General features: G+C 70.4%; 21 protein-coding genes. 7 read left to right on the forward strand and 14 right to left on the reverse strand.

Annotation, left to right across the window (positions count from 1 at the left end; all coding sequences use genetic code 11):
* Window positions 1-36 precede the first annotated feature (36 nt).
* The 4 genes from ACFU8Q_RS13820 to pepN all read right to left on the reverse strand — a co-directional run bounded on the left by ACFU8Q_RS13820 (window position 37) and on the right by pepN (window position 8,687).
* Complete coding sequence (locus tag ACFU8Q_RS13820; protein ID WP_384452338.1) at window positions 37-1,065, reverse strand: aspartate-semialdehyde dehydrogenase; 1,029 nt, start codon at window positions 1,063-1,065, stop codon at window positions 37-39.
* A gap of 215 nt (window positions 1,066-1,280) precedes the next feature.
* Window positions 1,281-4,592 carry a S8 family serine peptidase gene (locus tag ACFU8Q_RS13825; RefSeq protein WP_384452341.1) on the reverse strand — a complete coding sequence of 1,104 codons (3,312 nt, stop codon included), beginning with the start codon at window positions 4,590-4,592 and terminating at the stop codon, window positions 1,281-1,283.
* Between the two features lie 180 nt (window positions 4,593-4,772).
* Window positions 4,773-5,831, reverse strand: a complete 1,059-nt coding sequence (locus ACFU8Q_RS13830) for a hypothetical protein (RefSeq protein WP_384452344.1) — start codon at window positions 5,829-5,831, stop codon at window positions 4,773-4,775.
* Window positions 5,832-6,065: 234 nt separating this feature from the next.
* Window positions 6,066-8,687, reverse strand: coding sequence for an aminopeptidase N (gene pepN, locus ACFU8Q_RS13835; RefSeq protein ID WP_384452347.1), 2,622 nt, complete (start codon window positions 8,685-8,687; stop codon window positions 6,066-6,068).
* 131 nt (window positions 8,688-8,818) lie between these two features.
* Between pepN and ACFU8Q_RS13840 the strand changes: the two genes are divergently transcribed.
* Window positions 8,819-9,466, forward strand: a complete 648-nt coding sequence (locus ACFU8Q_RS13840; protein WP_384452350.1) for a DsbA family protein — start codon at window positions 8,819-8,821, stop codon at window positions 9,464-9,466.
* 54 nt (window positions 9,467-9,520) lie between these two features.
* Here ACFU8Q_RS13840 and ACFU8Q_RS13845 read toward each other — a convergent pair whose 3' ends face one another.
* The gene (locus ACFU8Q_RS13845; RefSeq protein ID WP_384452352.1) at window positions 9,521-10,054 is read right to left on the reverse strand and encodes a DUF4240 domain-containing protein; all 534 of its coding nucleotides are present in this window, start codon (window positions 10,052-10,054) and stop codon (window positions 9,521-9,523) included.
* A gap of 82 nt (window positions 10,055-10,136) precedes the next feature.
* Here ACFU8Q_RS13845 and ACFU8Q_RS13850 point away from each other — a divergent pair, with 82 nt between their 5' ends.
* Window positions 10,137-10,616, forward strand: coding sequence for a GNAT family N-acetyltransferase (locus tag ACFU8Q_RS13850; RefSeq protein WP_384452355.1), 480 nt, complete (start codon window positions 10,137-10,139; stop codon window positions 10,614-10,616).
* Here the strand turns inward: ACFU8Q_RS13850 and ACFU8Q_RS13855 are convergent.
* Window positions 10,582-11,790 (reverse strand): MFS transporter, encoded by a 1,209-nt coding sequence (locus ACFU8Q_RS13855; RefSeq protein WP_384452358.1) that lies wholly within the window; start codon window positions 11,788-11,790, stop codon window positions 10,582-10,584. The genes ACFU8Q_RS13850 and ACFU8Q_RS13855 overlap by 35 nt on opposite strands.
* 61 nt (window positions 11,791-11,851) lie before the next feature.
* Here ACFU8Q_RS13855 and ACFU8Q_RS13860 point away from each other — a divergent pair, with 61 nt between their 5' ends.
* The gene (locus ACFU8Q_RS13860; protein WP_384452361.1) at window positions 11,852-12,826 is read left to right on the forward strand and encodes an ArsR/SmtB family transcription factor; all 975 of its coding nucleotides are present in this window, start codon (window positions 11,852-11,854) and stop codon (window positions 12,824-12,826) included.
* A gap of 113 nt (window positions 12,827-12,939) precedes the next feature.
* Here ACFU8Q_RS13860 and ACFU8Q_RS13865 read toward each other — a convergent pair whose 3' ends face one another.
* The 3 genes from ACFU8Q_RS13865 to ACFU8Q_RS13875 all read right to left on the reverse strand — a co-directional run bounded on the left by ACFU8Q_RS13865 (window position 12,940) and on the right by ACFU8Q_RS13875 (window position 14,785).
* Complete coding sequence (locus ACFU8Q_RS13865) at window positions 12,940-13,158, reverse strand: hypothetical protein (RefSeq protein WP_384452364.1); 219 nt, start codon at window positions 13,156-13,158, stop codon at window positions 12,940-12,942.
* A 140-nt stretch (window positions 13,159-13,298) separates the two neighbouring features.
* Window positions 13,299-14,138: an MOSC domain-containing protein gene (locus ACFU8Q_RS13870; protein ID WP_384452366.1), complete on the reverse strand. Its 840-nt coding sequence runs from the start codon at window positions 14,136-14,138 to the stop codon at window positions 13,299-13,301.
* Window positions 14,135-14,785: a CatB-related O-acetyltransferase gene (locus ACFU8Q_RS13875; protein ID WP_384452369.1), complete on the reverse strand. Its 651-nt coding sequence runs from the start codon at window positions 14,783-14,785 to the stop codon at window positions 14,135-14,137. The genes ACFU8Q_RS13870 and ACFU8Q_RS13875 overlap by 4 nt, the downstream gene beginning before the upstream one ends.
* Window positions 14,786-14,867: 82 nt before the next feature.
* Here ACFU8Q_RS13875 and ACFU8Q_RS13880 point away from each other — a divergent pair, with 82 nt between their 5' ends.
* The gene (locus ACFU8Q_RS13880; RefSeq protein WP_384452407.1) at window positions 14,868-15,536 is read left to right on the forward strand and encodes an O-methyltransferase; all 669 of its coding nucleotides are present in this window, start codon (window positions 14,868-14,870) and stop codon (window positions 15,534-15,536) included.
* 59 nt (window positions 15,537-15,595) lie between these two features.
* The gene (locus ACFU8Q_RS13885; RefSeq protein WP_384452372.1) at window positions 15,596-16,471 is read left to right on the forward strand and encodes an alpha/beta fold hydrolase; all 876 of its coding nucleotides are present in this window, start codon (window positions 15,596-15,598) and stop codon (window positions 16,469-16,471) included.
* Window positions 16,472-16,596: 125 nt separating this feature from the next.
* On the opposite strand, the gene ACFU8Q_RS13890 is transcribed toward ACFU8Q_RS13885, so the two are convergent.
* The 4 genes from ACFU8Q_RS13890 to ACFU8Q_RS13905 all read right to left on the reverse strand — a co-directional run bounded on the left by ACFU8Q_RS13890 (window position 16,597) and on the right by ACFU8Q_RS13905 (window position 20,371).
* Window positions 16,597-17,238: a superoxide dismutase gene (locus tag ACFU8Q_RS13890; RefSeq protein WP_384452374.1), complete on the reverse strand. Its 642-nt coding sequence runs from the start codon at window positions 17,236-17,238 to the stop codon at window positions 16,597-16,599.
* Between the two features lie 98 nt (window positions 17,239-17,336).
* Window positions 17,337-18,266 (reverse strand): serine/threonine-protein kinase, encoded by a 930-nt coding sequence (locus ACFU8Q_RS13895; RefSeq protein WP_384452410.1) that lies wholly within the window; start codon window positions 18,264-18,266, stop codon window positions 17,337-17,339.
* A 1-nt stretch (window position 18,267) separates the two neighbouring features.
* Window positions 18,268-20,130 (reverse strand): ABC transporter ATP-binding protein, encoded by a 1,863-nt coding sequence (locus ACFU8Q_RS13900; RefSeq protein ID WP_384452377.1) that lies wholly within the window; start codon window positions 20,128-20,130, stop codon window positions 18,268-18,270.
* A gap of 70 nt (window positions 20,131-20,200) precedes the next feature.
* A complete protein-coding gene (locus ACFU8Q_RS13905; protein WP_384452379.1) occupies window positions 20,201-20,371 on the reverse strand; it encodes a hypothetical protein in 171 nt (56 codons plus the stop codon).
* 214 nt (window positions 20,372-20,585) lie between these two features.
* Here ACFU8Q_RS13905 and ACFU8Q_RS13910 point away from each other — a divergent pair, with 214 nt between their 5' ends.
* Together ACFU8Q_RS13910 and ACFU8Q_RS13915 are read left to right on the forward strand one after the other, a co-directional pair.
* Window positions 20,586-21,167 carry an RNA polymerase sigma factor gene (locus ACFU8Q_RS13910; RefSeq protein ID WP_384452382.1) on the forward strand — a complete coding sequence of 194 codons (582 nt, stop codon included), beginning with the start codon at window positions 20,586-20,588 and terminating at the stop codon, window positions 21,165-21,167.
* On the forward strand, window positions 21,160-21,864 hold the full coding sequence (locus ACFU8Q_RS13915; protein ID WP_384452385.1) for an anti-sigma factor family protein: 705 nt from the start codon (window positions 21,160-21,162) through the stop codon (window positions 21,862-21,864). Before ACFU8Q_RS13910 ends, ACFU8Q_RS13915 begins: the two co-directional genes overlap by 8 nt.
* A gap of 56 nt (window positions 21,865-21,920) precedes the next feature.
* On the opposite strand, the gene ACFU8Q_RS13920 is transcribed toward ACFU8Q_RS13915, so the two are convergent.
* Window positions 21,921-23,324 (reverse strand): FGGY family carbohydrate kinase, encoded by a 1,404-nt coding sequence (locus tag ACFU8Q_RS13920; RefSeq protein ID WP_384452388.1) that lies wholly within the window; start codon window positions 23,322-23,324, stop codon window positions 21,921-21,923.
* Between the last annotated feature and the right edge of the window lie 2 nt (window positions 23,325-23,326).

A 23,326-nucleotide genomic window follows, 5' to 3' on the forward strand; every position in this document is an offset into this window, starting at 1 on the left:
CCGGTGCTCGGTGGCCGCCCTTTCACGCGTGCGGCGTCAGCCCTTCAGCTCCGCGGCCACCAGCTCCGCGATCTGGACCGCGTTCAGCGCCGCGCCCTTGCGCAGGTTGTCGTTGGAGACGAAGAGCGCGAGGCCGTTATCCACGGTCTCGTCGACCCGGATCCGGCCGACGAACGAGGCGTCCTTGCCGGCGGCCTGGAGCGGGGTGGGGATCTCGGAGATCTCGACGCCCGGAGCGTCCTTCAGCAGCTCGTACGCGCGCTCGACGCTGATCGGGCGGGTGAAACGCGCGTTGACCTGCAACGAGTGGCCGGAGAAGACCGGCACCCGGACACAGGTGCCGGACACCTTCAGCTCCGGGATCTCCAGGATCTTGCGGGATTCGTTGCGGAGCTTCTGCTCCTCGTCGGTCTCGAAGGAGCCGTCGTCGACGATCGAGCCGGCCAGCGGCAGCACGTTGAAGGCGATCGGACGCTTGTAGACGCCCGGCTCGGGGAAGTCGACGGCGTCGCCGTCGTGGGTGAGCTTGTCGGCCTCGGCGACGACCTTGGACGCCTGGCCGTGCAGCTCGGCGACACCGGCCAGCCCGGAGCCGGACACCGCCTGGTAGGTGGCGACGGTCAGGGCCTGGAGACCGGCCTCGTCGTGCAGCGGGCGCAGCACGGGCATGGCGGCCATCGTGGTGCAGTTCGGGTTGGCGATGATGCCCTTGGGCCGGTTCGCGATCGCGTGCGCGTTGACCTCGGAGACGACCAGCGGGACCTCGGGGTCCTTGCGCCAGGCGGAGGAGTTGTCGATCACGACGGCGCCCTGCGCGGCGACCTTCTCGGCGAGCGCCTTCGACGTCGCGCCACCGGCCGAGAACAGCACGATGTCCAGTCCGGAGTAGTCGGCCGTCGAGGCGTCCTCGACGGTGATCTCCCGGCCCTGCCACTCGATCACGGAGCCCGCGGAGCGCGCGGAGGCGAACAGCCGCAGCTCGTCGGCCGGGAACTTCCGCTCGGCCAGGATCCTGCGCATGACTGTGCCGACCTGACCGGTGGCGCCGACGATTCCGACCTTCACAGGGACTCCTTCAAACGTACGAACTGGCACGGTTGCCGCTCCATGATGCGTATGTCCACGGCTTCCTTGTCCAATCGATTGTCCGAGCTACGGACAGTGCCCGCCACCGGTCGGCCGGTGGTCGGCACAGCAGTGGGGCGGGAGCTCCACCGAGCACCCGCCCCACTGTCGTACGAATCACACGGCGACCGCGGTCACCGCTGCGACACCACCCGCTACGGCGTGACCTTCTCGATCACGACGTTGCCGGTGCCCGCCGCGGTCCCGTGGCTGTTCACCAGGTGGACCTCGCCGAAGAACTGCCGGCCCTCGGGGGCCGCCCCGGCGACCGAGACCTCGGCACCGATCTGGGCCGAGGCGCCGTTGGCCAGGTTCACGGCCTTCGACTCGTCGACCTTGATCGTGCCGAGCGACGGCGCGTAGTACACATCGCGGTAGTTGTACGTGGTCGTCCCGGCCGGGACGGAATAGCCGTCGATCACGACGGTGTACGTACCGGCGGCGGGCTTCACCAGGCTGACCGATTCCTCGGACCCGGCCGTGGTGGACTTGCCGACCTGGGTGTTGCCCCGGAAGACGTACAGGTCGATGTCCGCGTTGGCGTCCGACGTGCCGCCGATGGCGACGTCCAGCTTCTCGACGCCCTCACCGATGGTGACCGTGTACTGCTGTTCGTCACCCGTCTTGATCGACGGCGTGGCGACCTTGGCCGAGCCCAGCGAGCCGCCCTTGAGCGCGCCCTCCAGGGCGCCCGAGTTGTTGGTGACCTTCCAGCTCACCGGGGCGGGCGTGCCGATCTTCGCCTCGGGGAGGGTCTGCACCGCCGGGTCGAAGGTCGCACCGAGCAGCGAGACGTCCAGCTTGTACGGGTTGTCCAGCAGCGGCGACGTACGCCGTGCCTCGACCTCGATCTCCCAGACGCCCGGCTGCGGGTCCTTGTAGGAGCGCACGTCGGGGCGGCAGGTGTTGGTCGGGTTCTCGTAGTTCGGGTAGCAGAAGATCGTGGAGCTGTCCTCCACCGGCACCCCGTACGGGTGGAGGGAGATGAAGCGGGTCTGGCTGCCCGAGCGCAGCGCGCTCATCGAGACCTCGAGGGTCTTGGCACCCTCCGGCACGGTCACGAAGTACGACGTGGTGCCGTTGCGCTGCACCGAGCCGGACGCCTTGAACGCGTAGTCGGGCTTCACGAGCTCGTCGGAGACGACCACCGTGGTGAGGATCTGCTGGTCCACACCGACGGTCTTGTTGTCGTCCACCCGCAGGATCGCGCTGTGCACGCCCGCGCTGCCCGGCTTCGCCTGGACCTTGACGGTGACGGGCTTGCCGAGCGGCAGGGAGACCGTGCCGGGACCGGTCAGCTTGAACGTGCCGTCGTTGTTCTTCCACGACAGCTGGTGCTTGACGTCCTTGTCCGGGCCCGTGGTGCGGGTGATCGTGACGTCGTACGACTTCGTCTGGCCGGCCTTCAGGCCGCCCTCGCGGTCGTACAGACCGGTGCCGAAGCCGGGGGTCTCCAGCGCGAAGTCGATCGCGGTGTCGACGGGGGCCTTCACCGTGTACTCGTGCGCCGGGGCACCCTGCTTCTCGATGAGCTTCCAGGCGCCGACGATGTCGATCAGACCGGAGCCCTGGGCGTGCGCGGGCACATCCTTGATGTGGGTGGCGCTGCTGGTCAGCGCGGTACGCAGATCGGCGGGCGGCAGCTCGATGTGCTGCTGCTTCGCGGCCGAGAGCAGCAGCGCGGTCGCACCGGCGGCCTGCGGCGAGGCCATCGAGGTGCCCTGCAGCATGGAGTAACCGGCCGGCAGGCTGTAGCCCGCCTCCTTGACCGGGCCGCCGGGCAGCCAGGTCTGGGTGCTGTTGATCGCGGCACCCGGGGCCGTCAGGGTCGGCGTGAAGCCACCGTCCTCACGCGGGCCGCGCGAGGAGAACGGCATCATGTCGTACTTCTTGGTGACGTTCGAGCCGTAGTTGGCGGCCCACGTCTCCTTGGAGATGGACGCGCCGACGGAGATCACGTGGTCGGCGAGGCCGGGGTCACCGATGGTGTTGACACCCGGGCCGCTGTTCCCGGCCGAGATGACCAGCTGGACGCCGTACATGTCGACGAGCCGCTTGTAGAGCTTCGCGCGGGCGTTGTTGCCGTCGTTGAGCGGCGGCAGACCACCGATCGACATGTTGACGACATCGACACCGCGGTTCACGACGAGGTCGATCATGCCCTCGGTGAGTGCGATGTTGGTGCAGCCGCCGGACCACGTGCAGGCGCGCGAGGAGACGATCTGGGCGCCGGGCGCGGCGCCGTTCATCTTGCCGCCGAACAGGCCGTTCGCGGAGGTGATGCCCGCGACGTGGGTGCCGTGCTCGCTCTCGATGACGCCGATGTTCACGTAGTCGGACTTGTCGCCGGCCGCGTTGTAGACGACGTTCTTGCGTGTCTCCACGACGAACGGGATGCGCTCGACGACGTCGGTCCGCGGGTCGTCCGTGCCGAAGTAGGAGACCTGGTGGTCCTCCTTGTACGGCTTCAGGACGGTGTCGTCGGTGAAGTCGCCGTTGTTGTTCAGATCGACGCGCGTAGTGCCGGTGACCGGGTCGTAGAGCACGGCCCACGTGTCGGTGGTGTCACCGTCGCGGTTCAGGTCGCCCGCCATGTCGCCGCCCTTGGTGGCGGACTCGGCGAACATCTTGATCCGGTAGTCGCCGTCGGGCGCCTTGTACGTACGGCCCCCGTACGTGAACGTCGGGCCGGACACGGCGTCCGTCATCCGCAGCCAGGTGCCGTCGCCGTCGCTGACCGGGTCCGTGGCGGTCACCCAGTCGACGATCTTGCGCTCGCCCGTGGTGGTCTTCTGCAGCGCCGGGTGACCGAGGTCGACACCCGAGTCGAGGATGCCGATGGTCACGCCGCGGCCGTCGGCCTTCGGGTGCTGCGCGACGAAGTCGACCGCGCCCGTCTCGAAGGACGGGTTGTACGGGTTCTTCGCCGGGGTCTTCTTGTCCGGCGCAGGGTAGCTGCCGGTCGACTTGACCCCGGCCGTGGAACCGGCGGCCCGGTCGGCGGCGGGCGTCGGGTCGTCCAGCTTGATCTCCTGCTTGAGATCGATGCCCTGGACGGACGACAGCTTGGCGGCCGCCTTGATGGCCGCGTCGGCCGACGCGGTGGGCACGGTGGCCCGTACGTAGCCGAGCTTGTCGTACGTACGTCCCAGCACGGACCCCTTGACGGCGTCCAGTTGCTGGGCGACCTGCTCGGTCGCACCGGGAGCGGTGGCGACCATCATGGTGACGTTCTTCTCGCCCTCGGCCTTGGCCTTGGCCAGAACGTCGGCGTCGGCCGCGCCGAGCTTGTCGCTCGTGGCGTCCTTCGCGGCTGACTTGACGGGCGAGGGGACGGGGGCGTCGGCGGCGAATACCGGGGCGGCGCCGGTGGCGGCCAGCGCGGCCACCAGACCGGCGGCGGCCGCGACTCGGGCCGCGCGTCTCGCCCCGGGTATGGAACTGGAGGACTCGGAGGTCATCAGCATCCCTGAAAGTGAAAGAGAGAGTCCGGAATTCGGTACCGGATGACCGCTCACCCTTTCGTAAATGACAGGGGTTGTGGAGAGTTGGGGTGCACGAGATGGCGACATGGCGGAATCCCGCCACTGGGGCTGATGCGCCATCAGGGATAAAGGGGTGCATAAGTGACCTGTGTGGCCCGGCTTTCAGCGGGGCAGGATCATCACGTACGCGGCCGGTTCGCGATCGGCCGCCGCCATCAGTGCGGTCCGTACCACGACCGCCTCCCGCTCTGTTGCGTCGCGGAGCTTCTTCGGCGAGAGATGGACGACGGTGACGCCGAGCCACTCCAGATGCTCCCGCTCGGCGGTGTACGCGGACCACTGCGCGTCGTGCTCGTCCTGGCGCCGGTCGTCGCCGAGCCTGCTGTGCAGGGGAGCCCTGGTGTCGAGAACCACGGCGACCGCCTCCTCGGGCCAGTAGGCGTCCACCCCGCCCAGATGCGGGCCGCCGGGCAGTCGCAGGTCCACGTTCCACAGCGGCTCCGGCAGGCCGTGCGAACGCACCATGCCGTACAGCCGGTTCTCCGCCAGCGCCCGGCCCTCGGCCAGCAACGCGTCGACGGCGTCCGCCACATGGGGGCGGCCCAGCAGTTTGGACCGGTTCAACTCGCGTACGACGGTGGCCGGTTCGCAGTGCCCGCCGCGGACCGCCTCGGTGAGCAGGCGGCGTACGGTCGAGGTGTCCCCGAGCCCGGCGACCGCGTCGGCGAGCGCCCGCTCCACCGGGGCCACGGGCAGGCCGTGCACCTCCTCGGGGCTGGGCGGTTCGGTGGCCCGCACCAGACGCACGTACCGGACCGAGCGCAGCCGCCGGGTGCGCGGCACCAGCACATCGATCCTGGCCGCGGACGCGGGCGGCGGCGCGGCGGCGAACCCGTGCAGGGCGAGGGCGGCAAGCCCGGTGACCATGGCCTCGCCGTACCCGGACTCCGTGCCCGCCTCCCGTCGGCGCCCACCGGAGGCCGGTGGCCGTCCGGCGTACAGCAGGGCGGCACGCAGCAGTTCCTCGCCGGTGGGCGGCTCCGGGTGCAGGACGTACACGCCGGGCAGCGGCTGCTGCCACGGCCCACCGGTCCTGCACCGCGCGGCGGCCTCCGCGACGGACACGCCGTGCGTCCTCAACTGCGCTGCGGACAGCACTCGTTGACGTACATCACCGGCGTTGCGGAGGTGGCAGGGGGAGAGCGGGGTGTTCTGGGTCATGCTTCGGGGTATCCCGCACGCGGTCGCGGTGTTAACCCCTGTTACACACCCGTCGACAATTCAGGACAACGCCGTCCTAAAGTACGCGTGTTCGACAACCGAAAAAATCCGACCGGTACACATGGCCCACCCCCCCCGGGCACCCCCGGGCCCTGCCCCCTGGCCCCCCGGCCCGGCCCCCGGCCCGTCCGGCGATCGAGGACGGAGCCGGGGCGCCCGGCCGGGGCGCACCTGTCAGACCCCGGTCCCCGCAGCAGCCCCCGCGTCACACCCCTGCGCCCGCAGCGCCCGGGCCAGATCGTCCCGCGCCTCCAGCACCAGCCTCCGCAGCGCCGGCGCCGCATCCGCGTGCGCGGCCAGCCACGCGTCCGTGGCCGCCAGCGTCGACGGATCGTCCTGGAGCGCCGGGAACAGGCCCTTGACCACGATCACACCGATCTGGATCGACCGCTCGGCCCACACCCGTTCGATCGCGGCGAAGTACTTGTCCGCGTACGGCGCCAGCAACTCCCGCTGCGACGACTGCTCGAAGCCCGTGATCGTCGCCTCCACCAACGCGTTGGACAGCGCGTCCGACTCCACGACACCCGCCCACGCCTGCGCCTTCACCGCGGCCGACGGCCGCGAGGCCAGGCACCGCACCTGATGCCGCTTCCCGGACGCCGTGTCGTCGCGGGCCAGTTCGGCGTCGAGCACCGACTCGTCGGCCACCCCGTGCGCCGCCAGCGGGGACAGGAACGCCCACCGCAGCTCCTGGTCGACGTCGAGCCCGTCGATCCGCGCCGATCCGTCCAGCAGCCCGGACAGCAGCCGGAAGTCGGAGTCCGAGTCGGCGACCGACGCGAAGAACCGCGCCCACGCCAACTGGTGCTCGCTGCCCGGCTCGGCGACCCGCAGCTCCCGCAGCGCACCTTCGGCCAGCGCCCGGCCGCCCTCCTCGCGCCACTCGGGCGTCACGTAGTGCGTGAGCGCGGTCCGCGTCCAGACGTGCAGCATCTGGAGCACGCCGATGTCGGACTCCCGGCCGGAGAAGGCCAGCACGAGGGAGACGAAGTCACGGGCCGGCATCAGCCCGTCCCGGGTCAGGCTCCACAGCGCGGACCAGCACAGTGCCCGCGCGAGCGGGTCGGTGATGTCACCGAGGTGCGCCCGCAGTGTGGCCAGGGACACCTCGTCGAAGCGCACCTTGCAGTACGTGAGGTCGTCGTCGTTGACCAGGATCAGCTCGGGCCGCTCGGCCCCCGCCAGCTCCCCGACCACCGTGCGCGGCCCCGCCACGTCCACCTCGGCGCGCGCGTACCGCACCAGGTTGCCGTCGGCGGCCCGCCGGTAGAGGCCGACCGCGACCCGGTGCGGGCGCAGCTCCGGGTGGGATTCGGCCGCCTCCTGGAGCACCGCCAGCTCCGTGATCCGGTCCGCCGAGTCGTACGTGACCACCGGGGTCAGCGAGTTGACGCCCGCGGTCTGCAGCCACGAACGCGACCAGGCGGTCATGTCGCGCCCGGACGTCTCGGCCAGGACCGACAGCAGATCGCCCAGCTGCGTGTTGCCGTAGGCGTGCTTCTTGAAGTAGCGCCGGGCGCCCTCCAGGAATGCCTCCCGCCCCACGTACGCCACCAGCTGCTTCAGCACCGAGGCGCCCTTGGCGTACGTGATCCCGTCGAAGTTGAGCTTGGCGTCCTCCAGGTCACGGATGTCGGCCGTGATCGGGTGCGTGGACGGCAGCTGGTCGGCCCGGTACGCCCACGCCTTGCGGTTGTTGGCGAAGGTGATCCAGCCGTCCTCGAAACGGGTCGACTCCACCATCGCGAAGACGCCCATGAAGTCGGCGAACGACTCCTTCAGCCACAGGTCGTCCCACCACTGCATGGTGACGAGGTCGCCGAACCACATGTGCGCCATCTCGTGCAGGATGACGTTGGCCCGGCCCTCGTAAGCCGCCTGCGTCACCTTGCCGCGGAAGATGTACTCCTCGCGGAATGTGACACAGCCCGGGTTCTCCATCGCGCCGAGGTTGTACTCCGGCACGAACGCCTGGTCGTACTTCCCGAAGGGGTACGGGTAGTCGAAGTTGTCGTGGAAGAAGTCCAGTCCCTGCTTGGTGACGAGGAAGACGTCGTCCGCGTCGAAGTGCCGGGCGAGTCCCTTGCGGCACATCGCGCCGAGCGGGATCTCCAGCGTCGTACCGTCGTCGAACGTACGGCTGTAGGAGTCCGTCACATAGTGGTACGGACCGGCCACGATCGCCGTGATGTACGTCGAGATCGGCTTCGTCTCGGCGAACCGCCGTACCTCGCCGTCCCGCGACTCCTCGGCCCCGTTGCTCCAGACCGTCCAGGCCTCGGGGGCTGTCACCTCGAAGCGGAACGGAGCCTTCAGGTCGGGCTGCTCGAAGTTCGCGAAGACCCGCCGCGAGTCGGCCGGCTCGTACTGCGTGTAGAGGTAGACCTCGCCGTCCTCCGGGTCGACGAACCGGTGCATGCCCTCGCCGGTCCGGCTGTACGCGCACTGCGCGTCGACCACCAGGACGTTGTCGCCCTCCGGCAGCCCCTCCAGCGCCACCCGCGTCCCGTCGAAGACGACGGCGGGGTCGAGCGGCTGCCCGTTCAGCGTCACCGCGTTCACGCTCGGCGCCACCAGATCCGCGAAGGTCGACGCCCCCGCCCGCGCGGCACGGAACCGGATCGTCGTCACCGAGCGGAAGGTCCGCGGACCGGAGGAGGCCCCGTCGCCGTCGCTGTCGCCGTCGGGCCCGCCGACGGCGGAACGCAGATCGAGAGCGACCTCGTAGCTGTCGACGCTCAGCAGCTCGGCCCGCTCACGGGCCTCGTCGCGGGACAGGTTCTCACCGGGCACGGCACACTCCTTTGTGTCACGTTCGAATAGTTTGATCCTCCCATGCCGCCACTCGGCCCGGCATGCGGGAATGGCCGGTGCGCCCGGAGACGTTCTCGCGCACAGGTGCGAATCCCTTGACGAGGAGAGACATGTCTGAGAACAGCACGGCGCCCGGCAAGACCCCTGCCGATTTCTGGTTCGACCCGCTCTGCCCCTGGGCCTGGATGACCTCCCGCTGGATGCTGGAGGTGGAGAAGGTCCGGGACGTCGAGGTCCGCTGGCACGTGATGAGCCTTGCCGTCCTCAACGAGGACAAGCTCGACGAGCTGCCGGAGGAGTACCGCGACCTGCTGGAGAAGGCGTGGGGCCCGGTCCGTGTCGTCATCGCCGCCCAGCAGAAGCACGGCGACGACATCGTCGGCCCGCTGTACACCGCGCTCGGCACCCGCTTCCACAACCAGGGCGAGGGTCCCACCCCCGAGGCGATCGTGGGAGCGCTCAAGGACGTCGGCCTGCCGGTCGAGCTCGCGGAGTACGCCGACTCGGACGTGTACGACGCCGAGCTGCGGGCCTCCCACAAGGAGGGCATCGACAAGGTCGGCCAGGACGTCGGCACCCCGGTCATCGCCGTCCCGGGCGCGGACGGCGAGCAGATCGCCTTCTTCGGCCCGGTCGTCACGCCCGCCCCCAAGGGCGAGGAGGCGGCGAAGCTCTGGGACGGCACACTGCTCGTGGCGTCGATCCCCGGCTTCTACGAGATCAAGCGGACCCGGACGCAGGGCCCGATCTTCGACTGATCCACACGGTGCGGTGCGGGGCCCGGCGGCTGTCCGGACCCCGCACCCTTCCTCTCACGCGTACAGCGCGTCCAGCTTCGGCAGCCGCAGCGCCACCCGCTCCGCGTCGTCGAAGTCGAAGTCCCACTCCGGGTCCAGGGCGGGATAGTCGATCGTGAACGAGTTACCGGGCAGCTCCTCGCCGGTCGCCGCCCGATGCGCGTCCCAGGCGATCCCGAGCATCCGCTCGCACTCCACCTCCAGGCCCTCGGGCGCCGCGGCCCTGATCACCGGCAGTTCGGCCAGCGTGTCCGGATCGGCGACGACCCGCTCGAACACCTCACGCCCCTGCGCTATCAGCCAGCCCCGGAAGTAGTCGAAACCGTCGTCGGAACAGCCGCCGTTGATCGTGTACGCGGCGGCCCACAACGGCGCCCGGTAGGAGACGGCCATCAGGTCCCAGAGCAATTGCTGCGCGGCGACGATCTCGTCCCGGGGCCGGGCGGCGAGCAGCGTGGAGGCCCGCTCGACGACGGCCTCCGCATCCCCTGGGCCGGTGACCTGCGCGCGGGCGTCGTCGATCAGATTCCAGAAGTCCGTGGTGTCCATGCGGTGCAGCATGCCGGAGGGGTCTGACAGTCTCGGGTGCGGCGAGCTGCCGCAGAAGCCGAGCGAAGGGAACAGAACGGACATGGACGTACGACCGGCACGACGGTCCGAGGCCGGAGCCCTGACCGAGCTGGCCCTGGACTCGAAGGCCCACTGGGGCTACGACGCGGCGTTCCTTGCCTCCTGTCGCGAGGAACTCACCCTGCACCCGGCGGACATCGACCGTCGCCGTACGACGGTCGCCGAGGAGGCCGGCCGCGTCCTGGGCTTCACGACCCTGGACGGCGCCCCGCCCGAGGGTGCCCTCGGGATGATGTTCGTCGCCCCGGACGCCCTGGGCCGAGGCATCGGCCGGCTCCTGTTCGAGCACACCATGGCCGAGGCCCGCCGCCTCGGCTTCGCACGCCTCACCATCGACGCCGACCCGAACGCCGAGCCGTTCTACCTCGCCATGGGTGCCGTACGGATCGGTGCGACCCCGTCGGGCTCGATCCCCGGCCGTGAACTGCCGCTGCTGGAGGTCGTCCTCACATCGCGCCGGCCCCCTGCCGGGCGTTGGTGACTTCCCCGGCCGGATCAGGGGCCCGCCGCCCCGCCACAGCCAGGGCCAGGGTGACCGCGAGGGAGGCCGCCGCCATGACGGTCATCGCCGTCCCCGGTGAGGTCCGCTGGGCGACGGCACCCGCGAGCGCGGCCGCGACGCCCTGCATGGTGAGCATGCCGGACGAGTGCAGCCCGAGCGCCTGACCGGTGATCTCGTCCGGGGTCAGGGCCATCAGCCGTTCCTGGAACAGCAGACTCGCCGAGAACCCGACCGAGGCGAGCACGGCCAGAGCGAACGCCACCGGCGGCGCCGGACGCGCGGCGAAGAACAGATACGGGGCGGCCAGAAGCAGCAGCATCGGTGTGCCCAGCCGCCCCCGCCAACGCCGCGCGACGAACCGGCCCGCCACCGTGTCCCCGATGAGCATCCCCAGCGCGGCGAAGGCGAAGAGCAGCCCCGCGTGCCCGGGGGCGTACGGGACGAACAGCGACTCGCAGCCGACGATCAGCCCGTTCGGCACCCAGAGCGAGAGATAGACCCGGCGACGCGGGCCCGAGGACCACAGCACGGCATTGGTCCGCCAGGTCTCGGCGGCCGATGGCCGCCCGGCGGCGCGCGGCGGACGGCGTACCAGCCCGAACCGGGCGACGGCCGCACCCATCAGATAGAGGGCGGCGGCGACCAGCAGCGTGCCGCGCGCGGACAGCGCCGTCACCAGGAGCCCACCGAGCGCGAATCCGCCGATCTGCGTGAGGCCGACGCACATGTTCAGCACGGAACGCCCCAGCAGATAACCGTCCTTGGGCAGCACCTCGTTGAGCAGGCCGTACCGCACCCCGCCGCCCACCGCGGCGACCACACCCTCGGCCAGGACGATCGCGAAGACGGCGGGCAGCGGAAGCCCCGGAACGGCGAGGACGGCCGTGGCCAGTCCGAAGGCGAGCGCCATGCCGGTCATCGCGGCCCGTGGCGGCAACCGGTCCGCCGCCGACATCAGCACGGTCGCCCCGATCACCTGGGCGAGGGAGGAGCCGAACATGGACAGGGCGGCGAGCAGCGGCGAGTCGGTCGCGGTATAGACGAGGGTGCCGAGGGCGAGCCCGCTCATCGTCGACCCGGCCACCTGTACGGCACTGGTCGCGAAGAGCGGTCCGAACTGCGGCGCCCGAAAGAGTTCCCGGTAGGTGCGCATGCGGGGAGTTTCGGTGGCCGCCCACGGCGATCGTTAAAGTTTCGCGCGGAGGCGAAACGTCATGGGCATGTGGCAGATCAACACGGACACGCTCGCGGGGAGCCGGTTCGTCGTCTCGCCGCTCGCCGAGACGATCTCCGCCCTGAACGCCCTGGACAGGGGACGGGCCGAGCACCCCGGCGAACGGGCCTGGCTCGACGCCCATCTGCCCGCCTACCGGGCCCGGCAGGCCGCCGACCCGGTCGCAGCCCGCCTCGTTCCGGCGGCGCTCGGCGGCAGTTGGAACGCGGACTTCATCACGCCCACACCGACGGGCGAGGGCACACCGTCCTTCGAGGAGGAACTGGCCCCCGTCCGGGCGACCACGCCGGCCCGCGCCCGAGCGGACCTGGAGGTGTCCCTCGGCGGCTCCCTCCCCGCGCTCCTGGACCGTGACGACCTGGCCCAGCGCGCCGCCGACGTCCTGCACTGGGTCTGGGACCGGACCGTGCTGCCGGACTGGCCGCGCCGCCGCCGGATCATCGAGGCGGATGTCGTCGCGCGGACCGGGCAACTGAGCCAGGGCGGCTGGGCCGCAGCCCTCAGCGGTCTGCGCCCGGGAATGCGGTGGCTCGGCGGAAGCCGGCTCCAGATCAACGCGCACGACTACCCGCCGAAGCAACTGACTGGTGTGCGGCTGCTGTTCGTTCCGGTCACCCAGCGTAGCGGCTGGGTCTCCTGGGACGACGACGCCCTGCGGTACGCGGTCGTCTATCCGTGCTCGGGCACCCTGGCCGACGCGGGACGGGCGCGGGTGCCGGATGGTCTGGGCCGCCTGCTCGGCCCCGCGCGGGCGGCGGTCCTGGTCCTCCTCGCCTCTCCGAAGAGCACCACTCAACTGGTGGCCCTGACCGGTCAGGGGCTGGGTTCGGTGGGCCGCCACCTCAAGGTCCTCCTCGACGCGGGCCTGGCGGGCCGCCGAAGGGCCGGGCGGTCGGTGCTGTACTTCCGTACGGGCGTGGGCGACGCGCTGGTGGGTGCCCAGCGGGACGGCTGAGTCGGCCGGACCGGCCGGGGGAGGGGACGGGGCCGGCCGGAGCGAGACGGCTGAGGGGCGCGGGCGCTCTGTTTGTCGGAGGCCGGGCATAGGCTGCGGGCAGAGCATCGGAGTCATGCGGTGGCGAGCGCCCGTGAGCCTTCCAACTCCCGGCAAATGAGAGCTGTATGACGGATCATCGGGGTGGACTCATGGCGACGGATCAGCGCGACGGGAGCGATGAACGGCGCCGGAAGGCCGATCCAGCCGAACTGGGCCGGGTCCTCGCCCGCTACCGGGAACGCCCGACGATGGGCAAGCTCGCCATGACCCGCGATCATCTCGTCCGGCATGACCCACATCGGGGAATCCCTCGACCAGGACCGGCAGCCGCGGTGACCGTGCCCACGGGCAAGGCCCGTACGGGGCGCGCGCACGTGGTCGAGCCGGGAGGTAGGTGCGCGCGCGGTCCAGCCGGTGAAGGCCGGGGCCTTCACCGGCTGAGCCACTCCGCGACCTCGACCGCGTCGCCGACGCTCACCACGCCCTCGCAGACCACCGCGTTCTTCGCGCCGAAGCTCACTTTGTTCCCGTACTCCGGCTCGCGCCGGTATGTCGACAGGGTCCGGATCGGTTCCGGCCCCGCGCGGTGGCCGGTGGTCTGGTCGACCAGAGGGACGGCGCACCGCATCGCCCGTACCGAATAGGCGAGTTCGACGGAGCCGATGGTCATCCGGCGCACCTGGTCCTCGAAGTGCGGTTCGTCGTTGCCGGACAGGACGATGTTCGCGCGGAAACGGTCCATGGGGACGGTCTTCGCGTCGCCCCGGGCGGTGATACGGGTGTTGAGGTCGTCCAGGGAGGCCGTCGAGGCGACCAGCACAGCGTGGGCGTCGGCGAAGTTGACCTTGCCGGGGGTGTCGCCCCAGCCGTCCCGGTCGAAGCCGGGCGCCACCCGTACCAGACGGGACTTCGCGCCGAGCGCGTCGGAGAACCACTCCGCGGCCTCGTCCCCCTGGTCGACCGCCGTGCCGAGGGGACGGTCGAACATGCTGACCCCGCGGCGCGGTCCGTCCAGGTCGACCTTCAGGCGGAGGGGCTCGACGTCCTCGGTGGACAGGGTCAACGCCGCGCCGGCGTCCAGGACTTCGACCCTGATCGCGGCCATCGACGGGTGCGTGCGCTGGCTGCGGAAGGCGCCGTCCGCCGCGTCCACCACCATGAACGTCCGGTCGTGTTCGAGGCCGGTGCCGAGGACCTGGGCGGAATCGACCGTCGTCCCGGCGCAGCCCTTGACGGGGTAGTAGGCGAGTTCTCGAACGGTGATCGTCATGATGTCCCCTCCGGGGCGGCCGCTTCGAGGGCGTCGACGCTGCCGGACATGATGGTGCGGATGTGTCGGGTGAGATGCTCGGTGGGCCAGTCCCACCAGGCGACGGCGAGGAGCCGGGCGATGGTCTCGTCGTCGTACCGGGTACGGATCAGCTGGGCCGGATTACCGCCGACGATGCCGTAGTCGGGCACGTCACCGACGACGACCGCGCCGGCGCCGATGATCGCGCCGTGCCCGATCCGTACGCCCGGCATCACCATGGAGTTGTAGCCGAACCAGACATCGTTGCCGACGACCGTGTCACCGCGGCCGGGCAGTCCGGTCAGCAGGTCGAAGTGTTCGGCCCAGGAGCCGCCCATGGTGGGGAACGGGAAGGTGGACGGGCCGTCCATCCGGTGGTTGGCGCCGTTCATGATGAACCGCGTCCCGGTCCCCAGCGCGCAGAACTTCCCGATGACGAGCTTCTCGGGGCCGTAGTGGTACAGCACGTTGCGGGTCTCGAACGCCGTCGCGTCGTCGGGATCGTCGTAGTACGAGTAGTCGCCGATTTCGATCAGTTCGGACTTCACCAGCGGCTTGAGCTGGACGACCCGGGGCTGGCCCGGCATCGGGTGGAGGACGGTGGGGTCGGCGGGGACGAGGCTCATGGGGCCCATCATCGCATTCACTTCACATGGGGTAAGTTCCTTTTGGGAACTTACTAGGTGTTGAAAGGGGCATGCCGTGACGATGGCGCGATGGACCGAGGTCGACGACTACTTCAACGGCCTGCTGGTGGGCTCGGACGAAGCCCTGGACGCGGCCGTCGAGGCCAGTGACAAGGCTGGACTCCCGGCGATCCAGGTCGCCGCCAACCAGGGCAAGCTGCTGCATCTGCTGGCCAGGCTCCAGGGGGCGAGCACCGTGCTGGAGATCGGCACGCTGGGTGGCTACAGCACCATTTGGCTGGCCCGCGTGCTGCCCGAGGGTGGCAGGCTCGTGACGCTCGAGTCCGATCCGGAGTGCGCCGAGGTGGCGCGTGGGAACATCGCGCGCGCCGGCCTGGCGGAGGTCGTCGAGATCCGGGTCGGCCGGGCCCTCGACACGCTGCCGGAGCTCGCGGCGGAGGGGTACGGGCCGTTCGACGTCGTGTTCATCGACGCCGACAAGCCGAGCAACCCCGACTACCTGGCCTGGTCCCTGAAGCTGACCCGGCCCGGCAGCCTGATCATCGCCGACAACGTCGTACGCGACGGAGAGGTGGTCGACGGCGCCAGTGACGACCCGAAGGTGCAGGGCGTACGCCGGTTCACCGAACTCGTCGCGGCCGAACCGACCTTGACTGCGACCGCTCTGCAGACCGTCGGTGCCAAGGGGTACGACGGGCTGCTGATGGCGCTCGTCACCGACGGCCGGTAGTCGGGGGGCGGGCGGAAACTCCGTTGAGGCGGGTGACGGGACCGGTCAGGATGAGACGTATGAGTTTGCGCGTGGTCGACCCGGTTCGTATCGGTACGGAACAGCTGGCGGGAGGGCGGCGGCTGGGCTGGGCCGAGTGGGGGCCGGCGGACGGTGTGCCGGTGCTGCTGTCGCCGGGGGCGGCCACCAGCAGGCACCTCGGGTTCGGCGCCGACGCGCTGACCGGTCTCGGCGTGCGGCTGATCTCGTTCGACCGCCCCGGCCTGGGAGCCTCCTCGCCCCTGCCCGGCCGCACCTTCGGCGATTTCGCCGACGACATCCGTACGTTCGCCGCCGGACGGGGTCTGGACCGGCTGCTGATGGTCGGCAACTCGCAGGGGGCGCCCTTCGCCCTCGCGTGCGCCGCCGCCGGAGTGGTCGGCGCGCTCGCGGTGGTCTCCGGCGCGGACGAGATCGCCGAGCCCCGCTTCGCCGACGCGCTTCCGGGCGAGTTGCGGGGCCTCGTCGACCTGGCGGTGTCCGATCCGGCCGCCGCGGAGAAGGTCTTCGCCGGTTTCACCGCGCAGGCGATGTGGGACATGGTCATGTCCGGCAGTCCGGAGTGCGACCTCGCCGTGTATCGACAGCCCGCGTTCGAGGCCGCCTACCGGCGCGCGCTCGACGAGGCGTTCGCGCAGGGGGCAGCCGCGGGCTATGCCCGGGACACGGTTCTGGCCATGGGCCACTGGGGGATCGAACTGTCGCACATCGCCGTACCGGTGGACCTCTGGTACGGGGAGAAGGACACCGGCCACTCGCCCGACCAGGGCGCCGGTCTTGCCGCGCGCATCCCCGGCGCGGTCCGGCACCTGGTGCCGGACGCGGGCGGGGCGGTGCTCTGGACACATGCCGAGCAGGTGCTGCGCACGCTGCTGAAGCACGCCCCCGCCTCCTGACCCCCCGGTGCAACATGACAGAAGGACCCTCACCTGTCACGTCCAGGTGAGGGTCCCCCTTCATCCGCCTGCCCGGTGAAGGCTGAGAAGACGATCACGAGGCAGGACGTTCATGCCCCTCCCCGTCAGGGGGCGAGCAGCAGCACATCGGCGCGCTCCTTGGCGGCCGCGTAACGCTTCGCCACGTCCTGCCAGTTGACCACACGCCACATGGCCTCGATGAAGTCGACCTTCTGATTCTTGTACTGGAGGTAGAAGGCGTGCTCCCAGGCGTCGAAGACCAGGACCGGGACGGAACCCTGGCCGACATTGCCCTGGTGGTCGTAGACCTGCTCGACGATCAGCCTGCCGCTGACCGGCTCGTACGCGAGGACGCCCCAGCCGGAGCCCTGCGTGGTGGCCGCGGCCTTCGTCAGCTGGGACTTGAAACCCGTGAACGAGCCGAACGACTCCGTGATCGCGTCCGCGAGGTCGCCGACACCGTCCGCCGCGAGGGGCTCGCCGCCGCCGTCGCCGGTCATGTTGTGCCAGTAGATCGAGTGCAGGATGTGGCCGGAGAGATGGAACGCGAGGTTCTTCTGGAGCCCGTTGATCGCTCCCCAGGCCTCCTTGTCGCGCGCCTCCTCCAACTGCTCCAGGGTGTCGTTCGCGCCCTTCACATAGGCGGCGTGGTGCTTGTCGTGGTGGAGCTCGATGATCTGCGGATTGATGACCGGTTCGAGCGCCGCGTAGTCGTACGGGAGTTCCGGGAGCGTGTACGTGGCCATGTGGTCGAACCCTCCAGATGCCGTGCTGTTGTTATTGCAACCCATGTGCAGAAGCAGGCTAGCAGCAGGAGTGTGTCGAAAGTGATCAGCCCTTCGGACTAGGTCTCCTCTCTCCGGCCGTCCGGTGACGGAGCGACGTGACGCCGCCGCCACGGCAGAGTCGCATCCAGGGCGGCAGCGAGTTCGGGGATCGTGGGCCGGGCAGCCGGGTCGGGCCGGAGACAGCTGTCGATGGCCGTGGCGAGATCATGCGGGAGGCGTCGGCGGGACCTGATCGACGGAGCCGGTTCTTCGAGCTGCGGATACCGGTCGTCCGTTTCGTCGTCGCTCCCGTCGCTCCCGTCGGTCAGGCAGCTGTTGTCGGTCTCGTCCTTGGGGTCGCCGTGGTTGAACGGCACGTCGCCGGTGGCGACTTCGTACAACGTGATGCCGATGCCCCACACGTCGGCCGCGGCCGACAACGGTCCGCCGCGTGCCTGTTCGGGAGCCAGGTAGGAGAAGGTACCGACACCCGGAGGGGCGATTCCGGGCGGCTGCGCGACGCTGAGATCGAGTACTTTGGCGAGCCCGCGGTCGACCACCACGTTGGACGGCTTGAGGTCCAGGTGCAGCAGGCCGCGACCGTGGAGGTAGTGGATCGCGGAACACAGCTGTACGCCGAGGAGGGCGACGTCCTCGGCGGCCGGCCCCTGGGACAACCGGCCGACGAGGTGGGACAGCGTCTCGCCCGTCAGCGTTTCCAGCACGACCAATGGCTCGGGCGACTCGAAGGTCTCGTACGCGCGGACGAGGTGCGGGTGGGCGAATGTCCGGAGCCAATGGCCCTCTTGCAGCAGCCGGTCGCGCAGTTGCTCCTCGTGGCGGTGGTCGGGGCGCAGCAGCTTCACGACGCACCGGCAGTCCCGCTCCTCGCTCCATGCGTCATAAAGGTCGAGCCGGCCCGTCCGGGCCAGGTGCGCCAGGACCTCGTACCCCGGCGCGGGTTTCGTCCCGGGCGCGAGGGGGGAGCCGGCCGTGTGGTCATGCAGCTCATGACAGAACCTTCCGCGCGGGTGGAGAGCCGGTGAGGGCGGGGCCGGTCACTTCGTTCAGCCGGTGCAGTCGGGCGTAGGTTCCGCCGCGCAGGAGCAGGTCTTCGTGCGTTCCGTACTCGACGACCCGGCCGCGGTCCAGCACCACGGTGGACGTGGCCTCGCGGACGGTGAACAGGTTGTGGGAGATGACGATGGTGGTCCGCCCGGCCATGAGCCGGCGCAGCGGTTCCATGATCCGGCGTCCCGACCGGGCGTCCAGGCCGGTGGTCGGTTCGTCCAGGAGCAGTACGGGTGCGTTCCTGATCATCGCGCGGGCGATCGCGAGGCGCTGGGCCTGCCCGCCGGACAGGGTTCGGCCACGCTGGCCCACCAGGGTGTCGTAGCCGTCGGGCAGCAGTTGGATGAAGTCGTGGGCGTCGGCGGCGCGGGCCGCCGCGACGATGTCCGCCTCCGACGCGTCCGGCCGGCCGTAGGCGATGTTCTCCCGTACGGTGCCGTGGAAGACCAGCGTCTCCTGGAGGACAACCGCGACGTTCTCGCGCAGCTCGGACAGCTGGAGGTCCCTCAGGTCGGTGCCGTCGAGGAGGATTGCGCCCCGGTCCGGGTCGTAGAAGCGCAACTGAAGCTTCCCGACCGTGGATTTACCGGCACCGCTTGCGCCGACCAGTGCCAGCGTCGTGCCGGGTGTCACATGGAACGACACGTCCGAGAGCGCCCACCCGGGCGTACCCGGATAGCGGAAACAGACGCCGCGGAACTCGATGTCGCCCCGGGCGCGCCCGATCCGTCGGGCGTGCGCGGCTTCGACGACCTGGGGACGCTGGTCGAGCAACTCGATGATCCGCTCGGCGGAGGCGGACGCCGCGTAGAACGTGTTGGCGAGGTGGGACAGATCGCGGATCGGACTGTAGAGATTGCCCAGCAGCGCGAGGAAGACCAGCAGTCCGCCCAGCGTGAGCTGACCCTGCGCCAGCTTCCAGGTGCCCAGGCCCATGACGGCCAGTCCGCCGGCCAGCTCGATGGCCTCGACGATCGGGCTGTAGACAGCGCGGATGCGCGCCGAGGCCATCGCCGCGCGGAACTTGCCCATGCTCTCGCGTTCGAACCGGCGATCCTCCGACTCCTGCCGGTTGTAGGCCTGTACCAGCGCGATGTTGCCGAGCGACTCCTCGGCGATCGCGCTGATCGAACCGCTGCGCCGCCGCCGCTCCCGCGACGCGGCCTTGATCAGCCGGGAGAAGCGCCGGGCCGCCCACCAGAAGAGCGGCACGATGACGAGCGCGAGGAGGGTCAGATCCCACCCCAGGTAGAACAGCAGACCGAGGAAGACGCCCAACCGGATCACGTAATACAGGCCGTCGGCCACCCCCGAGAGGAGGAACGTCTCGACCGCGTCGACATCGCCGGTGATGCGCGACAGTACGTCCCCCAGCCGCCGCCGCTCGAAGAACCCGAGCGAGAGGCCCTGGACGTGCCGGAACACATCCGCGCGAAGGGCCAGCAGGAAGTGCTCGCTGACCCAGGTGGAGGTCACATCGTCGGCGAATCCCAGAACGCCGGAGCAGATGATGAGCCCCGTGTATGCCAGGGCGATCCAGAGGAAGGGGCGCAGATCGCGCGGGACGAGGACGTCGTCCACCACGATTTTGAAGAGCCAGATCTCGGCCGCGTCGATGACGGGTCCGACCATGCTGAAGACGAGTACCGGAATGAGCCAGCGCCGGCCACCGCGTGTATAGGGCCAGAACCGCCGGAACGCCTCACGCGGCGCTACGGGTGGCGCGGCGGCGACGACTGCGTCGGGATCCTCGGCCACCGACAGCAGCCGCCGCAGCACATGAAGCGAGACACGCCTCATGGGACGCGTTCCTCAAAGATCGCCGGCCGGGCGGACCAAGAGCCCGGGCCCGCTCGGCCGTCCTGTGCGATCACCGGCGGTGACCGCGGTGGCCGCCGTGACCGTGGTCGTGGTCGTGGCCGTGATCGTGGTCGTGACCACGGTGGCCGTGGTGGTCCCTTCCGTTGTCGTCGAAGCGTCGCGACGTGTCACTCATGTCGTAACGACTTCTCGCGGGGATGAGTTGACTGAAGATCGCCATGAGCTTCCCTCCTGAAGAGGCTTCCAGACGGAATACGCTCCGGAGCGCTCAAGGGATTGCCTTTTCAGGAAATTTTCGTACCCGGGTCCGTTCGTACCCGGGTACGCCTGTCGTCTTCGCCGCGCACGGGCGCCGGGGCTCCGTGCCAGTCCTTCCGCCGCTCCGGGGCTGCCCGGCGCAGGCAATCCCCCCGGGCCCGTGTTACGTAAGGAGTATGCGCAGGATTGGCATCCCCCTGGAACGGGTGCCCGACGAAGCGCTGCTGGCGGGGCTCATGACCGGCGACCCCGAGATCGCCGTGGCCTTCGTCCGGCGGTTCCAGCGTCGGGTCTTCGGCGTGGCCATCGCCGTGGTCGGCGACGTCCAGCTCGCCGAGGACATCGCACAGCAGACCTTCGAGCGGGCCTGTCGGCACGCTCAGGTCTACGACCCGCGCCGGGGATCGGTGCCCACCTGGTTGGCGGCCATCGCACACAACCTCGCGATCGACGCCGTACGTACACGCAACGCCACTCCAGTCGACCCCGCAGACCTGGAGAGCATGATGGAGACCGTTGCCGACACCCCGGAGCGGCATGCGCTGTCCGACGAAGCCGCGGGCGCAGTGCGCCGTGCGGTCGGCGCGCTGCCACGGGAGCAGGCACGTGCTCTGGTGATGGCGGGCATCTACGGGATGACGGCTCAGCAGGTCGCCGACTTCGAGAAGATACCGCTCGGTACGGCCAAGACCCGGATCAGGGCAGCCATGGGCAAGGTCCGGGTATCCCTCGCGACCCGGCAGGTGGACCATGACTGACACCGGTCGGTTCACCTGTGAGCAGCTCCGGGAGATCGGTGCCGAGCTGGCGCTCGGCCTGCTGCCCGCCACGGAGCGGGCCGAGGCGATGGACCATCTGGAGCACTGCCCTGCCTGCCGCGAATACGTCCACGAGCTGACGGCCACGTCGGACGCGCTGCTGGATCTCGTCCCGGGCAGCGAACCGCCCGTCGGTTTCGAGGACCGGGTGATCGACCGGCTCGGAATCTCCCCCGGGCGCCGGACGCGCAGGCGCGAACTGCGGCGGCGGCTCGTCCTCGCCGCGGCGGCGGCGGCAGCGGGCCTGGCCTTCGGCGGAGGCGGCTGGGTGCTCGGCGCGTCCGTCGGCCGTCCGGTCCCGGTCGCGCCGATCGTCTCCCCGGTGCACCCGCGGCTGCTCACCGCGCAACTCGCCCACGCGGGCCAGTCGTTCGGGCAGGTCTACCTCTACACCGGGGCCTCGCCCTGGTTGTACATGGCGGTGGACGCCGACGGGCACTCCGGCATCGTCCACTGCCAGTTGCAGCGTGCCGACGGCTCCATCGTCAAGGTAGGCTCCTTCGCCCTCAACCATGAGGGCTACGGCTTCTGGGGAGGGCCCTACCTCGCCGGAAGCTCGCCGGTCACGGGCGTCCGGCTGCTCAACGCGGACGGCTCCGTGCTCGCCAGCGGCGCCTTCGGCCAGACCCTCGGCTGAGGGCCGGGTACGTGTCATCACGCGGGTACGTGCCTCGTCACACGCGGGCACGTGCCTCATGCGCGAGCACGCGCGCGGGCCTCGGCGAGCCGGGTCAGATGGTCGTCGTACGCCTTCGCGTAGAACTCCGAACGCGCCGGGTCCGGTTCGACGACCTCGGTCGGGGCCGTCCACGCCGCCGTGTCCAGCTCCGCGCCGAACCGCTGCGCCGCCGCGAGCACCGCGCCCCGTGCCCCGACCTCGCCCTCCACGATCCGGACCGGGCGGCCCAGCACATCGGCGAACAGGCGCATCCAGGCGGGGGAGCGGGTGCCGCCGCCGCACAGGGCGAGGGTGCCGGTGAGGCCCGCGGCCGCCAGGCAGTGGCGGGCGGCGAAGCCGATGCCCTCGCAGACCGCGCGGATCAGATCCGCCGGGGTGGTCTCCAGGGACACACCGGTGAGCTCGGCGCGCAGCCGCGGCTCGACGAACGGGGCGCGTTCACCGGACGGGGCGAAGTAGGGGAGCACGTGGACACCGTTCGCGCCGGGCGGAGTGGCGGCGAGGAGCGCGTCGACCTCTGTGTGGCGTACGCCGGTGGTGGTGAGGATCCAGTCGAGGGCGGCGGTGCCGACCATCGCGGGCATGGCGCGCAGCCAGTGGCCGGGGCGGTCGGTGGAGATGTGCAGACCTGCCGGTTCGCCGTTCAGATCGAGCTGTTCCGTGGCCACCAGCGCGGCCAGGCAGGTGCCGACGATCAGCAGACCGTCACCGGGGCGGGTGACGCCCGCACCGAGGGCGCAGGCCGGCAGGTCGTACGGGCCGTTGGAGATCCGTACCCCGGAGGGGAGCGTGGCGGTGGCGACCGGGTCGCTGACCGGGGCGAGGAGCGCGGCGCGGTGACCGAGGCCGAGCGCGGCCAGGACGTCGGAGGAGTACGTACGGGTCATCGGGTCCAGGAACGGCATCGACGCGTCGGAGACGTCCGTGGCCCGGACCCCCGTCAGCCGCTGGAACACCATGTCCTTGCAGTACAGGGCGGTCGTCGCCGCGTCGAGCGAGGCCGGGTCGTGACGGTCGAGCCAGGCCAGTACCGGGCCCGGACAGCCCGGGAACATCGCGCTGCCGGTGCGTCGGTACACGGCCCCGAAGACGCCGGACTCCAGCCAGGTGTCGACCAGTTCGTTTGCCCGGCCGTCCATCCAGGAGATCGCCGTACGGACCGGGCGGCCTTCCGCGTCGACCAGCCAGACGCCGTCGCCCTGACCGGTGAGACCGGCGAACGCGACCCCGTCCGGGCCCAGCGCGGCCAGGACCTCGCGGACCGCCCCGTACACCTCGTCCATGTCCTGCTCCACGAAACCGCCGCGGATCGTGAGCTCCACCGGGCGGGACTCGACGGCCAGGGTGCGGCCCCGCGGGTCGAAGGCCGCGGCCTTCACCATGGAGGTGCCGACATCGATGCCGATGTAACGCGTCATGG

Origin of the sequence: Streptomyces sp. NPDC057543 (assembly GCF_042801895.1) — a bacterium.
In the GTDB taxonomy this organism is placed as follows: Bacteria; Actinomycetota; Actinomycetes; order Streptomycetales; family Streptomycetaceae; genus Streptomyces.

What these genes read in the sequence shown, in the direction of transcription:
- ACFU8Q_RS13860 (WP_384452361.1), top strand. Translation starts at nt 11,852, where the DNA reads ATGGGCATGTGGCAGATCAACACGGACACGCTCGCGGGGAGCCGGTTC.
- ACFU8Q_RS13880 (WP_384452407.1), top strand. Translation starts at nt 14,868, where the DNA reads ATGGCGCGATGGACCGAGGTCGACGACTACTTCAACGGCCTGCTGGTG.
- ACFU8Q_RS13905 (WP_384452379.1), bottom strand. Translation starts at nt 20,371, where the DNA reads ATGGCGATCTTCAGTCAACTCATCCCCGCGAGAAGTCGTTACGACATG.
- ACFU8Q_RS13855 (WP_384452358.1), bottom strand. Translation starts at nt 11,790, where the DNA reads ATGCGCACCTACCGGGAACTCTTTCGGGCGCCGCAGTTCGGACCGCTC.
- ACFU8Q_RS13830 (WP_384452344.1), bottom strand. Translation starts at nt 5,831, where the DNA reads ATGACCCAGAACACCCCGCTCTCCCCCTGCCACCTCCGCAACGCCGGT.
- ACFU8Q_RS13850 (WP_384452355.1), top strand. Translation starts at nt 10,137, where the DNA reads ATGGACGTACGACCGGCACGACGGTCCGAGGCCGGAGCCCTGACCGAG.
- ACFU8Q_RS13920 (WP_384452388.1), bottom strand. Translation starts at nt 23,324, where the DNA reads ATGACGCGTTACATCGGCATCGATGTCGGCACCTCCATGGTGAAGGCC.
- ACFU8Q_RS13875 (WP_384452369.1), bottom strand. Translation starts at nt 14,785, where the DNA reads ATGAGCCTCGTCCCCGCCGACCCCACCGTCCTCCACCCGATGCCGGGC.
- ACFU8Q_RS13840 (WP_384452350.1), top strand. Translation starts at nt 8,819, where the DNA reads ATGTCTGAGAACAGCACGGCGCCCGGCAAGACCCCTGCCGATTTCTGG.
- ACFU8Q_RS13870 (WP_384452366.1), bottom strand. Translation starts at nt 14,138, where the DNA reads ATGACGATCACCGTTCGAGAACTCGCCTACTACCCCGTCAAGGGCTGC.
- ACFU8Q_RS13910 (WP_384452382.1), top strand. Translation starts at nt 20,586, where the DNA reads ATGCGCAGGATTGGCATCCCCCTGGAACGGGTGCCCGACGAAGCGCTG.
- ACFU8Q_RS13900 (WP_384452377.1), bottom strand. Translation starts at nt 20,130, where the DNA reads ATGAGGCGTGTCTCGCTTCATGTGCTGCGGCGGCTGCTGTCGGTGGCC.
- ACFU8Q_RS13915 (WP_384452385.1), top strand. Translation starts at nt 21,160, where the DNA reads ATGACTGACACCGGTCGGTTCACCTGTGAGCAGCTCCGGGAGATCGGT.
- ACFU8Q_RS13885 (WP_384452372.1), top strand. Translation starts at nt 15,596, where the DNA reads ATGAGTTTGCGCGTGGTCGACCCGGTTCGTATCGGTACGGAACAGCTG.
- ACFU8Q_RS13845 (WP_384452352.1), bottom strand. Translation starts at nt 10,054, where the DNA reads ATGGACACCACGGACTTCTGGAATCTGATCGACGACGCCCGCGCGCAG.
- ACFU8Q_RS13890 (WP_384452374.1), bottom strand. Translation starts at nt 17,238, where the DNA reads ATGGCCACGTACACGCTCCCGGAACTCCCGTACGACTACGCGGCGCTC.
- ACFU8Q_RS13865 (WP_384452364.1), bottom strand. Translation starts at nt 13,158, where the DNA reads ATGCCGGACGAGATGATCGCGGGTCATGGCGAGCTTGCCCATCGTCGG.
- ACFU8Q_RS13825 (WP_384452341.1), bottom strand. Translation starts at nt 4,592, where the DNA reads ATGCTGATGACCTCCGAGTCCTCCAGTTCCATACCCGGGGCGAGACGC.